Below are 13279 nucleotides of genomic sequence, written 5' to 3' on the forward strand. Positions count from 1 at the left end.
CGTCTGGTTGGGTGTACCCATGACCGACGTGCTGGTGCTGGGTGGGACGGGTTGGCTGAGCGGGCGCATCGCCGAGCGATGGGCCGATGCCGGGGCGTCGGTGACGTGCCTGGCCCGCGGCGGACGACCTGCTCCCTACGGCACGACGCTCGCCGTCGGAGACCGGGGCGAGGCCGGCGCGTACGCCGAGGTCGCGCGCCGGGAGTGGGACGAGATCGTCGACGTCTCGTCGAACCCCGTGCACGTCTCGGCGGCGCTGGAGGCGCTCGGCGCGCACGCCGGGCACTGGACGTACATCTCGACAGTGTCCGTCTACGCCTCGAGCGACGACCCCGGCCAGGACGAGAGCGCTGAGCTGCTGACACCCGCCGGTGCGGGGGAGGAGCCGGACTACGGGCGCGCGAAGGCCGAGGCCGAGGCATCCGTCCGCTCCGCGCTCGGCTTCCGCGCGGCGGTGGTCCGGCCCGGGCTGATCGTGGGGCCCGGCGATCCGACCGATCGCTTCGGGTACTGGGTGGGCCGGCTGGCGCTCGCCGGCGACGGCGAGGTGCTGGTTCCCGACACCGAGGGCCGGGGCGCGCAGGTGATCGACGTCGACGACCTCGCCGGCTTCGTGCAGGCGATCGGGCGGGAGCGATGGACGGGCGTCGCCAACGCCGTCGGCGACCCCGTCGACCTCGACCGGCTGCTGTCGGAGGCGCGCGAGGTCGCAGGGCACACCGGGACCCTCGTCCCCGCGGGCGATCCCTGGCTCGAGGAGCACCGCGTGGCGTACTGGATGGGGCCGCGGTCGCTGCCGCTGTGGCTGCCGGCGGGGATGGCGGGCTTCTGGACCCGCTCCAACAGCGCCTACCGGCTGCTGGGCGGACGCCTGCGCCCGCTGCGCGAGACGCTGGAGCGCGCCCTCGCGGACGAGCGGGAACGCGGTCTCGAGCGCGAGCGGCGGGCCGGCCTCTCGCGCGACGACGAGATCGCGCTGCTGCACGATCTGCAGACCTGATCGGCGGATGCCGCGGATCGCCGATTTGGCACGAGCTCGCGGCAGCGGCTATCGTCGCCCCATGCCTTCGGCCGCCCAGGGACTCTCGACGCCGCTTACGAGCGTCGTCCCTGCGCGCCGACGCCGTCTGGGCGAGCGCCGACTCTAGGCGACCCCGCACGCCGTCCCGTCATGGACCGTCGCGAGCGGGCGTCGCCGTCTCCCGGCCCCGCACCCAGACTCTAAGGTGGAATCCATGACATATTCGGTCGCCGTCTCCGGCGCATCCGGCTATGCGGGCGGCGAGATCCTGCGGATCCTCGCCGCGCATCCCGACGTCGAGATCCGCACCGTGACCGCGCACTCCAACGCGGGACAGCCGCTCATCCAGCATCAGCCGCACCTCCGCTCCCTCGCGCACCTGACCCTTCAGGACACGACGCCCGAGACCCTCGCCGGGCACGACATCGTCTTCCTCGCACTGCCTCACGGCCAGTCGGGTCAGTACACCGACGCCCTCGGCGACACCGCGCTGGTCATCGACGCCGGTGCCGACCACCGTCTGGAGGCGGTCGCGGACTGGGACGCCTTCTACGGCGGCGACTTCCACGAGCCGTGGGTGTACGGCGTGCCGGAGCTGCCCGTCGCCGGCACCAAGCAGCGCGAGCGTCTCGTGGGGGCGACCCGCATCGCCGCCCCCGGATGCAACGCCTCGACCGTGTCACTGTCGCTCGCCCCGGGCGTGGCCGCCGGCCTGATCGATCCGTCCGACATCGTGACGGTGCTCGCGGTCGGGCCGTCGGGCGCGGGCAAGAGCCTCAAGACCAGTCTCCTCGCGGGCGAGATCCTCGGCACCGCCAACCCGTACGCCGTGGGCGGCACCCACCGCCACATCCCCGAGATCCGCCAGGCGCTCGCCGCCGCGCGCACGTCGGCGCACACGGCGACGGCGGCGGATGCCGCGGACCAGGGCATCCGCATCTCGTTCACGCCGGTGCTGGTGCCGATGGCGCGGGGCATCCTCGCGACGTCGACCGCCCCGATCGCCGCGGGGGCGACCGACGACGAGATCCGCGCCGCCTGGGAGGCGGCGTATGGCGACGAGACCTTCGTGCAGCTGCTGCCGGCGGGGGAGTTCCCGCGCACGGCCGACGTGCTGGGCGCGAACACGGCGCTCATCGGCCTGGCCATCGACCGGGCCGCGAACCGCGTCGTCGTCGTCACGGCGGTCGACAACCTCGTCAAGGGCACGGCCGGAGCCGCCGTGCAGTCCATGAACATCGCACTGGGCCTCTCCGAGGGCACCGCGCTGACCGTGAACGGAGTCGCCCCGTGAGCGTCACCGCCCCCCGGGGATTCGAGGCGGCGGGCGTCGCCGTCGGCCTCAAGTCGACCGGCCGGCCGGACGTGGCCGTCGTGGTCAACCGCGGCCCGCTCAAAGTGGGGGCGGCGGTCTTCACGAGCAACCGCGCCAAGGCGAACCCGATCCTGTGGTCGGAGGAGGTCATCCGCGACGGGGTCGTCGAGGCGATCGTCCTCAACTCCGGCGGCGCGAACTGCTTCACCGGCCCGTTCGGCTTCCAGACCACCCACCAGACGGCCGAGAGGGCCGCGGCACTGCTCGGCGTGAGCGCCGGCGACATCCTCGTGTGCTCGACGGGGCTCATCGGCACCGGTGACGAGGCGTTCCGCGCGAGGGTGCTCGCCGGCACCGCGCAGGGCATCGCCGAGCTGTCCGCCGACGGCGGGGAAGCGGCATCCCTGGCCATCATGACCACCGACTCCACGCCCAAGCGGGCCGTCGCGACGGGCGACGGCTGGACGATCGGAGGCATGGCCAAGGGTGCCGGGATGCTGGCGCCGGGCCTTGCCACGATGCTCGTGGTGATCACGACCGACGCGGTGCTCGACGCGGCGCAGGCCGACGAGGCGCTGCGCGCGGCGACGAGCCGCACCTTCGACCGGCTCGATTCCGACGGCTGCATGTCGACCAACGACCAGGTGACGCTCATGGTCAGCGGCGCCTCGGGCGTCACACCCGACGGGGAGGCGTTCGCGGCCGCCCTCGCCGGCGTGTGCCAGGACCTGGCGCGGCAGCTGCAGGGCGACGCGGAGGGCGCCAGCCACGACATCACGATCGACGTGATCAACGCCGCGTCCGAAGCGGACGCCGTCGAGGTCGGGCGCTCGGTCGCCCGCAACAACCTCTTCAAGGCCGCGATCTTCGGCAACGACCCGAACTGGGGCCGCGTGCTCGCCGCCATCGGCACCACGACGGCCGCCTTCGACCCGTACGACGTCGACGTCTGGATGAACGGCGTGCGCGTGTGCTCGCAGGGCGGGCCCGACGCGCCGCGCGAGGCCGTCGATCTCACCCCGCGTGCCACCGACCTCGTCATCGACCTCAAGGTCGGCGCGGCATCGGCGACGATTCTCACCAACGACCTCACCCACGACTACGTCCACGAGAACAGCGCATACTCCTCATGACCGATCTGCAAGACACCGATCCGTCCGAGGCCAGCGCCCGGGCGGTCACCCTCATCGAGTCCCTGCCGTGGCTCAAGCGCTTCCGCGACCAGATCGTCGTGGTCAAGTACGGCGGCAACGCGATGGTGAGCGAGGAGCTGCAGGATGCCTTCGCCGCCGACATCGCCTATCTCCGGTACGTCGGCGTCAAGCCCGTCGTCGTCCACGGCGGCGGCCCGCAGATCTCGTCGATGCTCGACCGCCTCGCCATTCCGAGCGAGTTCAAGGGCGGCTACCGCGTCACCTCGACCGAGGCGATCTCGGTGGTGCGCATGGTGCTGACCGGGCAGATCAACCCGCAGCTCGTGTCGAAGATCAACGCCCACGGGCCGGTCGCGACCGGCCTCAGCGGTGAGGACGCCGGCCTGTTCGGCGGTCGCCGCCGTGGCGTGGTGATCGAGGGCGTCGAGCACGACCTCGGCCGCGTCGGCGACGTCGTGCAGGTCGACCCGCAGCCGGTGCTCGACCAGATCGACGCCGGCCGCATCCCCGTCGTGTCGAGCATCGCCCCCGACCTCGACCACCCGGGACACTCGCTGAACGTCAACGCGGATGCCGCGGCATCCGCTCTCGCCGTCGCGCTGGGGGCGGCGAAGCTCGTGGTGCTCACCGACGTCGCCGGGCTCTACGCCGACTGGCCGAACCGCGACTCGCTCGTGTCGCACCTGAACTCGACGGAGCTGCGTGCGATGCTGCCGAAGCTCGAGTCGGGCATGATCCCGAAGATGACGGCGTGCCTGGAGGCCGTCGAGGGCGGCGTCGAGACCGCCGCGATCATCGACGGGCGGGTGCCGCACTCGGTGCTCGTGGAGATCTTCACCAGCAAGGGAATCGGAACAGAGGTGGTGCTCGGATGACGTGGCAGGATGACGCGGGGCGCGACCTCGTGAAGAGCTTCGGGGCCCGCATGCAGATGTTCGAGCGCGGTGAGGGCTCCTATCTGTGGGACGCCGACGGCAAGCGCTACCTGGATTTCCTGGCGGGGATCGCGGTGGACTCGCTGGGCCACGCCCACCCGGTGTTCGTGGATGCCATCGCGACGCAGGCGGCCACGCTCGCGCACGTGTCGAACTACTTCGCGACGCCGCCGCAGCTCGCGCTCGCCGCGACGCTCAAGCGCCTCGCCGGCACCGGCGACGCCGGCCGCGTCTACTTCGGCAACTCCGGCGCCGAGGCGAACGAGGCGGCCTTCAAGCTCGCCCGCCTGCACGGCGGCACCGAGCGGCCCCGCATCCTCGCGCTGAACGACGCCTTCCACGGCCGCACCATGGGCACCCTCGCCCTCACCGGCAAGCCGTACATGCAGGAGCCGTTCCTCCCGATGACGCCCGGCGTCGAGTTCATCGACTCGACCGCGGAGGCGCTCGAGGCCGCGATCGACGACCGGGTCGCCGCGCTCTTCGTCGAGCCCGTCAAGGGCGAGGCGGGCGTGCTGCCGCTGCCCGATGGTTACCTCGCGGCCGCGCGGGAGATCACCGCGCGCCACGGGGCCCTGCTGATCGTGGACGAGATCCAGACCGGCGCGGGACGGACGGGGGAGTGGTTCGCCTTCCAGCACGAGGACGTCATCCCCGACGCGATCACGGTCGCCAAGGGCATCGGCGGCGGCTTCCCGATCGGCGCGCTCATCACGTTCGGTGAGGCGAGCGAGCTCTTCTACCCCGGAACGCACGGCTCGACGTTCGGCGGCAACGCCCTCGGGACGGCCGTCGCCGGCGCGGTCCTCGGCGAGATCGAGCGGGCGGAGCTCGTGCGCAACGCCGCCGAGCGCGGCGCGCAGCTGCGCGAGGCGATCGAGGGCATCGACTCGGAGCTGATCGACGGATGCCGCGGCCTCGGCCTCCTCATCGGGGTGGGCCTGCGGCATCCCGTCGCCAAGGCGCTCGTCGCGGCCGCGCAGGAGCACGGTCTCGTCATCAACGCCCCCAACGACGAGACGATCCGCCTCGTGCCCGCCCTCACGATCGGCGACGTCGAGATCGACGAGTTCGTCGAGCTCTTCACGGCGTCGCTGCGCACGGTCGAGGACGCCCTGGTGCTCGAAGGCTCGACCCATGCCGCCACGAGCACGGAGGTGCCCGCATGACCCGCCACCTGCTGCGCGACGACGATCTGACGCAGACCGAGCAGAACGAGATCCTCGAGCTCGCGGTCGCGCTGAAGAAGGACCGCTGGAAGCTCAAGCCGCTCGAGGGTCCGCAGACGGTCGCGGTCATCTTCGACAAGTCCTCCACGCGCACCCGCGTGTCGTTCGCCGTCGGCATCGCCGACCTCGGTGGCTCGCCGCTGATCATCTCGACGGCCAACAGCCAGCTCGGCGGCAAGGAGACCCCCTCCGACACGGCGCGGGTGCTGGAGCGCCAGGTCGCCGCGATCGTCTGGCGCACCTACGCGCAGGCGGGGCTCGAGGAGATGGCGCGCGGCACGCGTGTGCCGGTGGTCAACGCCCTCAGCGACGACTTCCACCCCTGCCAGCTGCTCGCCGACCTGCTGACGATCAAGGAGCACAAGGGCGACCTCGAGGGGCTCACGCTCGCGTTCTTCGGCGACGGCATGTCGAACATGGCGCACTCGTACGTGCTCGCCGGCGTCACGGCGGGCATGCACGTCAGGGTCGCCTCACCCGAGGCGTACGCGCCGCGCGACGACGTCATCGCCGATGCCGACCGCCGTGCCGCCGAGACCGGCGGCTCGGTCACCCTCTACACCGATCCGAACGAGGCGGCCGCAGGCGCCGACGTCGTGGTCACCGACACCTGGGTGTCGATGGGCAAGGAGGAGGAGAAGCTCGCGCGCCTGCGCGACCTCGGCGCGTACAAGGTGACGCAGGACCTGATGTCGCTGGCGCAGGACGATGCGATCTTCATCCACTGCCTGCCCGCCGACCGCGGCTACGAGGTCGACGCCGAGGTGATCGACGGCCCCCAGAGCGTCGTGTGGGACGAAGCCGAGAACCGGCTGCACGCGCAGAAGGCCCTGCTGGTCTGGCTCCTGCGGCAGGGCTGAGCCCGTCGGCGCGATGGGACCCCGATCGGTGAGCGCCCCCAGCTGGGTCGCCTCGCGGTGGGCGCGCCTCAATCGCGCACCCCGCATCACCGGGGTGGACCTCGCCCGGGGACTCGCCGTGCTCGGGATGCTCGCCGCCCATCTCCTGTCGATCACGGAGGAGTTCGACCTCTCGGACGCCGGCACGTGGGTGGCCGTGGCGGAAGGCCGATCCTCCATCCTGTTCGCGACGCTCGCGGGCGTGTCGATCGGCCTGATGACCGGGGGACGGATGCCGCTTCCCGCCGCCGCCATGACCACCGCGAGATACCGCATCGCCGTGCGCGCGTGCCTGCTCTGGGTGATCGGCGCGCTGCTGATCGCGACGACCGTCCCGGTCTTCGTCATCCTGCCCGCCTACGCGGTGCTCTTCCTCCTCGCGCTCCCGCTCACCGCCCTCGGGGCGCGCCCGCTGCTCGCGCTGGCCGCGGTGCTGGCGGTGACGATGCCGCTCGTGCAGGTGATCCTCGACGCGCTGCCGGTGTGGAACACCGCCCTCGGCGCCGAGGCGTCCGTCGCCCTGGGCTGGCACTATCCGTTCACGACGTGGATCGTCTTCGTCGTCGCGGGGCTCGGCGTGGCGCGCGCCGGTGTCACGCGACTGCGGGTCCAGGGTCTGCTGGTGGCCGTGGGCATGGTGCTCGCGGCGCTCGGCTACGGGCTGGATGCCACGACCGGGTCGTCGTCGGCGGAGGAGGCGACGTCGTATTTCGGCGCGCTGTGGACGGCGCGGCCGCACTCCACCGGCCTGCTCGAGGTGATCGGGTCGGGCGGCTTCGCGCTGTTCACGCTCGGAGTCTGCCTCCTCGCGTGCCGGACGGTGCTGGTGTGGGTCGTCCTGCCGCTGCGCGCGGTCGGGGCGATGCCGCTCACCGCCTACACGCTGCAGCTCGTGGTGTGGGCGGTCGTCGCCGCGCTGACGCTGGAGCGCGTGAGCGATCTCGCCGGGTTCCGCGCGCTGGAGCCGTTCTGGCCGCTCACGCTCGGCACGGTGCTCTTCTGCACGGCGTGGGCGCTGCTGGTCGGGCGCGGCCCGCTCGAGACGCTGCTCGACCGCGGCTCGCGCTTCGTCGTGCCGGGCCGCCGCTCCCGCTGACCCCGGGCCGCGGCGGGCTCGAGCGCCCGGCCGCCGTCGGTAGGCTGGGACGGTGAGTGAATCGAAGGCCGACGGCACCAACGAAGGCGCACTGTGGGGAGCCCGCTTCGCGACGGGGCCGTCCCCCGAACTGGCCGAGCTCAGCCGGTCCACGCACTTCGACTGGGATCTCGCGCTGTATGACATCGCCGGCTCCCACGCGCACGCGAAGGCGCTCGCCGCAGCGGGCTACCTCACCGCCGACGAGGCGGAGGCCATGCACGACGGCCTCGACACGCTGGCGCAGGGCATCACGGAGGGGACGCTTCGGCCGTCGGCATCCGATGAAGACGTCCACGGTGCACTCGAACAGGCGCTGATCGGCGTCGTGGGCGCCGAGCTCGGCGGCAAGCTGCGCGCCGGACGCAGCCGCAACGACCAGATCGCGACCCTCGTGCGCATGTACCTGCTCGACCACTCGCGCACGATCGCGCGGGAGATCCTGCGGCTCGTGGACGCCCTCGTCGCGCAGGCCGAAGCCAACGCCGAGGCGATCATGCCCGGGCGCACGCACCTGCAGCACGCGCAGCCCGTGCTGCTCGCGCACCACCTGCAGGCCCACGCCTGGCCGCTCGTGCGCGATCTCGAGCGGCTGCGTGACTGGTCGGTCCGCGCCTCGGTCTCGCCCTACGGCGGCGGGGCGCTGGCCGGATCGACGCTGGGTCTGGATCCGCAGCTGGTCGCGCGCGAGCTCGGCCTCGCCCGGCCGGCCGAGAACTCGCTCGACGGGACGGCGGCGCGCGACGTCGTGGCGGAGTTCGCGTTCATCGCGGCGATGGTCGGCATCGACGTGTCGCGCTTCGCCGAGGAGATCATCCTCTGGAACACCCGCGAGTTCGGCTTCGTGACCCTCGACGACGGGTACTCGACCGGATCGAGCATCATGCCGCAGAAGAAGAACCCCGACATCGCCGAGCTCGCGCGCGGCAAGGCCGGTCGTCTGATCGGCAACCTCACCGGCCTGTTGGCGACGCTGAAGGCGCTGCCGCTGGCGTACAACCGCGACCTGCAGGAAGACAAGGAGCCGGTGTTCGACTCGGTGCGCACCCTTGAGACCGTGCTTCCGGCGTTCGCCGGTATGGTCGCGACGATGCGCTTCCACACCGACCGCATGGCGTCGCTCGCCCCGCAGGGCTTCTCGCTGGCGACCGACGTCGCCGAGTGGCTCGTCAAGCGCGGGGTCCCGTTCCGTGACGCGCACGAGATCTCGGGCCACCTCGTGCGGGTCTGCGAAGAGAACGGGCTCGAGCTGCACGAGGTGTCGGACGAGCAGCTGGCCGCGGTCTCTCCTCACCTCGCCCCCGACGTGCGCGACGTGCTCAGCATCGAGGGCTCGGTGGCGAGCCGCACGGGCGTCGGCGGGACCGCTCCGGTGCGCGTCGAGGAGCAGCGCGCCGAGCTGATCCAGCGGGTGCAGGCGGCAGCGCACGCGCTAGGACTGTAGCGCTCGAGACACCCGCCGCGATCACCAGATCGCGAGCCGCACGAGCGCGCCGACGACGCACGCCCACACCAGGCTCGCGAGGGTGCCGATGATGAACCGTTCGCGGGCCTCGGCGCTGGCGAGCTCGGTGAACCGGCCGATGCCCTTGAGGGCCACCACGACGGCGATCGCCTCGGGGAACCCCGCGATGATGCCGAGCACCACTGCGACGCGTTCGAGGTACCCGATGGTGGTTCCCCCTCGCATCACCTCGCGGACGGCGCCCTCGCCGGCGATCGCTCCCGGCAGGGACGGGGCACGCAGGAGGATGCCGCCGTTGTCGCCTTCTTCCACGCGGCCGTGGCTGGCGACGTCGAGGATGCGCCGCGTGATGGGGTTGCCGCCCAGGACCGCCAGGGTGGTTCCGAGCAGTGCGATGCCCAAGCCGAGGAGCAGCGGCACGTTGACGGGCGACACCGTCACCGCGAGCAGGCACAGCACGACGAGGACGCCTGCGACGATGAGCGGGACGTCCGTCGGCTTGCGAAGACTGACGACCACCAGCACGAGTGCTGCGCACAGCACGACGAACAGGAAGATCGAGAGCGCGGCGGTCAGCACGACGTCGGGGAGGACCATGGCGTCAGTCTGGCATGGGGCTCGGACGGCGCCCGGGTGCGGCATCCCGTGTGCCGTGAGGCCGGTCGGCGTCGTCGTGCTCAGCTGCGTTCGGGCGGCGAGACGGCGCGCGTCTCCTCATCCAGGCGTGCGAGCGCGCGCTCCAGTGCGGGCACGGCGGCCTCCTCGACACGCAGGGCCGCTGCCTTGGCGCGCAGGCTGATCGCGCCCTCCGAGACGCCCAGGCGTGCGGCGGCGTCGCGCTGGGTGAGCCCGTCGGCGAGCAGGTCGTAGACCTCCCAGCCCTCCGGTGTGCGCCGGTCGCGCAGCTCGATGAGAAGGGCGACGAGCGCCTCGGCGTCCGCTCCGCCCACGGGTGCGGTGACGGCCATCCGGGTGGATGACTTCTTGGCGCGATCGACAGCGTCCCTCGCGTTGATGAAGGCCTGCCCGCGTGCGGCGCGGACGCTCTGCGGAAGCGGCGATTCGACGGTGCCCACCCCGAGCCCGACGCTCCATTCGCCTGTCCTCGTCAGTTCGAGCACGATCGACAGCGCCACCGACGCGTCGGCGACCGCGACCTGGAGCTCGTCACCGGCGGTGCGCTCGGGAGGCAGCGCAAGCCCACCGGCGCCGTGGCGCGCGACGACGGCGAGAGCGGACGGAACAGCGTCGGCGTTCGCGCGGCTCGCGCGCTGATCGGCGGTGAGGACGTACATCGGGTTTTCCTTCAGTCCTGGAGATCAAGTCCCCTTTAGTTTAGCCCCCAGGCTGAATCAAACATAGTCAGTAGGCTAAAGTAGGCGGTACTTAAGCTTTGCAACTATAGCGACGACGATGAGGCGATCGCCGCGGGGTCGTCTCGACCCCGGTACCAGTCCAGCTTCTCGAGCCGGGCCGAGGCATCGGCCCTCGGCGACGCACGGGGCCAGGCATCGGTCGCTGATAGCCTGAAACGCGTGTCTGAAACCGTCGTGAGCGCGACCGCGCCCGCCAACGACCCGGCGTTCGAGAACGTCTGGGACGAGATCGTGTGGCGTGGGCTCGTGCATGTGTCCACCGATCAGGAGGCGCTGCGCGCCCTTCTCGGCGGGGACCCGATCACGTACTACTGCGGCTTCGACCCGACCGCGCCGAGCCTGCACCTCGGCAACCTCGTGCAGCTGCTCACGATGCGCCGCCTCCAGCTCGCCGGCCACCGGCCGCTCGGCCTCGTGGGCGGGTCCACCGGGCTCATCGGCGACCCGCGCCCTTCCGCCGAGCGCACGCTCAACACCAAGGAGACCGTCGGCGAGTGGGTCGGCTACCTGCGGGAGCAGGTCGAGCGCTTCCTGAGCTTCGAGGGCGACAACGCCGCGCGCATCGTCAACAACCTCGATTGGACCGCGCCGATGAGCGCGATCGACTTCCTGCGCGAGATCGGCAAGCACTACCGCGTGGGCACGATGCTGAAGAAGGACGCCGTCGCGGCGCGCCTCAGCTCCGATGCGGGCATCAGCTACACAGAGTTCAGCTACCAGATCCTCCAGGGCATGGACTACCTCGAGCTGTACCGCCAGTACGGCTGCGTCCTGCAGACCGGCGGCAGCGACCAGTGGGGCAACCTCACCAGCGGCACGGACCTCATCCACCGGGTGGAGGGCGTGCACGTCCACGCGATCGGCACCCCGCTCATCACCAACAGCGACGGCACGAAGTTCGGCAAGAGCGAGGGCAATGCGATCTGGCTCGACGCCGCGATGTGCAGCCCGTACCGGATGTACCAGTTCTGGCTCAACACCGACGACGCCGACGTGATCCAGCGCCTGAAGATCTTCACGTTCCTCACGCGGGCGCAGATCGAGGAGTACGAGCGTCTCGTCGCCGACGAGCCGTTCCGTCGCGCCGCGCAGAAGCGCCTCGCCCTCGAGGTGACGACCTTCGTGCACGGGACGGATGCCACGGCCGCCGTCGTCGCGGCCTCGGAAGCGCTCTTCGGGCAGGGCGACCTCGCGGCGCTCGACGCGACGACGCTGCGGCACGCCCTCGAGGAGCTCCCGAACGCCTCCGTCGCGGCGGGGACGAACGTGGTGCAGGCGCTCGTCGACACCGGGCTGGTCTCGAGCCTCTCGGAGGGCCGCCGCGCGATCGCACAGGGCGGGGTGTCCCTCGACGGCGCGAAGGTCGAGGACGACGCGGCCGTCGTGTCGGGCGGTCTGCCCGGCGGGGTGTCGGTGCTGCGACGCGGCAAGAAGACGCTGGCGGGCGTGTTCGTCGGCTGACACGACGATCGTGAGCGGGTTCGCCGCGACGACGGAGGGGTGACGGATGCCGTTCACGCCGAGTCATGCCGTCGTCGCGCTGCCTTTCGTGCGCACACCGCTCGTGCCCGCCGCGATCGCGATCGGCGCGATGACGCCGGACCTGCCGCTGTTCGTGCGGGCGCTGCCGCTGGACTACGGTGTCACGCACTCGCTCGGCTGGCTCCCGGCGACGATCCTGATGGGCCTGCTGCTCCTGCTGGTGTGGCGCTGCGTGCTGCGCCCTGCCGCACGGGAGCTCGCGCCACGGTGGCTCGCGGCCCGGCTGCCGGAGTCGTGGGACGCGGGAGCGGGCGCCGCCCTGCGCGAGACCTTGGCGATCGCTCCGGGTGAGGCCGGTGCGAGGTCCACGCGGATGCTGCTCCTCGCGGTCTCGCTCGCGATCGGCGTCGTCAGCCACATCGTGTGGGACCTCTTCACGCACGCGGGCCGGTGGGGCACCACCTCGGTCCCTGCTCTGGCGGAGGACTGGGGTCCGCTTCCGGGCTACAAGTGGCTGCAGCACGGCTCCAGTGCGATCGGGCTCGCCATCCTCGGCGTCTGGATGATCCTGTGGCTTGCCCGGCGGGAACCGGGCGGCGCGCCTTCGCAGGTGCTGCCGCGATGGGTGCGATGGGGATGGTGGATGTCGTTGCCGGTGGTCCTCGCTGTCGCGTGGGTGTGGGGGCTTTCCGTTCATGGCGGCCTCGACGCCGAGTTCACGGCGGCCCACCTGGCCTACCGCGTGCTTCCGCCCGCGTGCGCGGTGTGGGGCGCCGCCACCGTCATGCTCTGCGTCGCCGTCCAGGTGCGCCGGCGCCTCGCCTCCGCACCGAGACGCTCGGCCGTCCGGTGACGAGCCGCGAGAACCGCGTGATTCTGCGGAAGAACCGGCACGACACGCCCGGGATGCGGGGTGGATTCGACGTGATCGGGGATCGCACGTAAAGTATTTCTTGTTCGCCCCAAAGGGTAGAGCGGAAGGCCGGAAGGCCTGGCTCCCCTCAAGCAGCGAACCACCTCCCACAAACCAAGATCCGTTCGCGGGTCTTCCGCTCGTCGGACTCGTGGGGGACTCGCTGGAAGGACGCCGGTCAGTTTGACGGAGTCGCTACGGCGAGGTAAGATAGTGAAGTTGCCCAGCCGGGGCAGCGGGTCTGTGACTCTCTGCTGGCTGGTGCGTCCGATCTTTGAGAACTCAACAGCGTGCACTTGTCAAATGCCAAATTTATTTCTCTGTCGACCAGTTTTCTGGTTGGTGGGGGTCTTTT

12 protein-coding genes are annotated in these 13279 nt (G+C 71.3%); 10 read left to right on the plus strand and 2 right to left on the minus strand.

What is annotated here, in order from left to right:
- The first annotated feature begins 19 nt into the window (after positions 1-19).
- The 8 genes from ACFRAL_RS16300 (at position 20) to argH (ending at position 9132) form a co-directional block, all read left to right on the plus strand.
- On the plus strand, positions 20-1000 hold the full coding sequence (locus ACFRAL_RS16300; protein ID WP_378884886.1) for an NAD-dependent epimerase/dehydratase family protein: 981 nt from the start codon (positions 20-22) through the stop codon (positions 998-1000).
- Between the two features lie 235 nt (positions 1001-1235).
- Positions 1236-2315, plus strand: a complete 1080-nt coding sequence (gene argC / locus ACFRAL_RS16305) for an N-acetyl-gamma-glutamyl-phosphate reductase (RefSeq protein ID WP_378884889.1) — start codon at positions 1236-1238, stop codon at positions 2313-2315.
- The gene (gene argJ, locus ACFRAL_RS16310; protein ID WP_378884892.1) at positions 2312-3469 is read left to right on the plus strand and encodes a bifunctional glutamate N-acetyltransferase/amino-acid acetyltransferase ArgJ; all 1158 of its coding nucleotides are present in this window, start codon (positions 2312-2314) and stop codon (positions 3467-3469) included. The genes argC and argJ overlap by 4 nt, the downstream gene beginning before the upstream one ends.
- The gene (gene argB, locus ACFRAL_RS16315) at positions 3466-4365 is read left to right on the plus strand and encodes an acetylglutamate kinase (RefSeq protein ID WP_336398999.1); all 900 of its coding nucleotides are present in this window, start codon (positions 3466-3468) and stop codon (positions 4363-4365) included. The genes argJ and argB overlap by 4 nt, the downstream gene beginning before the upstream one ends.
- Positions 4362-5594, plus strand: a complete 1233-nt coding sequence (locus ACFRAL_RS16320; protein ID WP_378884895.1) for an acetylornithine transaminase — start codon at positions 4362-4364, stop codon at positions 5592-5594. Before argB ends, ACFRAL_RS16320 begins: the two co-directional genes overlap by 4 nt.
- Positions 5591-6514: an ornithine carbamoyltransferase gene (gene argF / locus ACFRAL_RS16325; protein ID WP_336398997.1), complete on the plus strand. Its 924-nt coding sequence runs from the start codon at positions 5591-5593 to the stop codon at positions 6512-6514. Before ACFRAL_RS16320 ends, argF begins: the two co-directional genes overlap by 4 nt.
- A gap of 28 nt (positions 6515-6542) precedes the next feature.
- Complete coding sequence (locus ACFRAL_RS16330; protein ID WP_378884899.1) at positions 6543-7649, plus strand: heparan-alpha-glucosaminide N-acetyltransferase domain-containing protein; 1107 nt, start codon at positions 6543-6545, stop codon at positions 7647-7649.
- Positions 7650-7701: 52 nt separating this feature from the next.
- Positions 7702-9132: an argininosuccinate lyase gene (argH, locus tag ACFRAL_RS16335; protein WP_378884902.1), complete on the plus strand. Its 1431-nt coding sequence runs from the start codon at positions 7702-7704 to the stop codon at positions 9130-9132.
- A gap of 21 nt (positions 9133-9153) precedes the next feature.
- On the opposite strand, the gene ACFRAL_RS16340 is transcribed toward argH, so the two are convergent.
- A complete protein-coding gene (locus tag ACFRAL_RS16340) occupies positions 9154-9750 on the minus strand; it encodes a hypothetical protein (RefSeq protein WP_378884905.1) in 597 nt (198 codons plus the stop codon).
- An 80-nt stretch (positions 9751-9830) separates the two neighbouring features.
- Positions 9831-10448: a DNA-binding protein gene (locus ACFRAL_RS16345; protein ID WP_378884907.1), complete on the minus strand. Its 618-nt coding sequence runs from the start codon at positions 10446-10448 to the stop codon at positions 9831-9833.
- A gap of 240 nt (positions 10449-10688) precedes the next feature.
- On the opposite strand from ACFRAL_RS16345, the gene tyrS reads away from it, so the two are divergent.
- Both tyrS and ACFRAL_RS16355 read left to right on the plus strand, forming a co-directional pair.
- A complete protein-coding gene (tyrS, locus tag ACFRAL_RS16350; protein WP_336398992.1) occupies positions 10689-11990 on the plus strand; it encodes a tyrosine--tRNA ligase in 1302 nt (433 codons plus the stop codon).
- A gap of 46 nt (positions 11991-12036) precedes the next feature.
- Positions 12037-12864 carry a DUF4184 family protein gene (locus tag ACFRAL_RS16355; protein WP_378884910.1) on the plus strand — a complete coding sequence of 276 codons (828 nt, stop codon included), beginning with the start codon at positions 12037-12039 and terminating at the stop codon, positions 12862-12864.
- The last annotated feature ends 415 nt before the right edge of the window (positions 12865-13279 follow it).

Origin of the sequence: Microbacterium sp. NPDC056736 (assembly GCF_042790415.1) — a bacterium.
Lineage (GTDB): Bacteria > Actinomycetota > Actinomycetes > Actinomycetales > Microbacteriaceae > Microbacterium.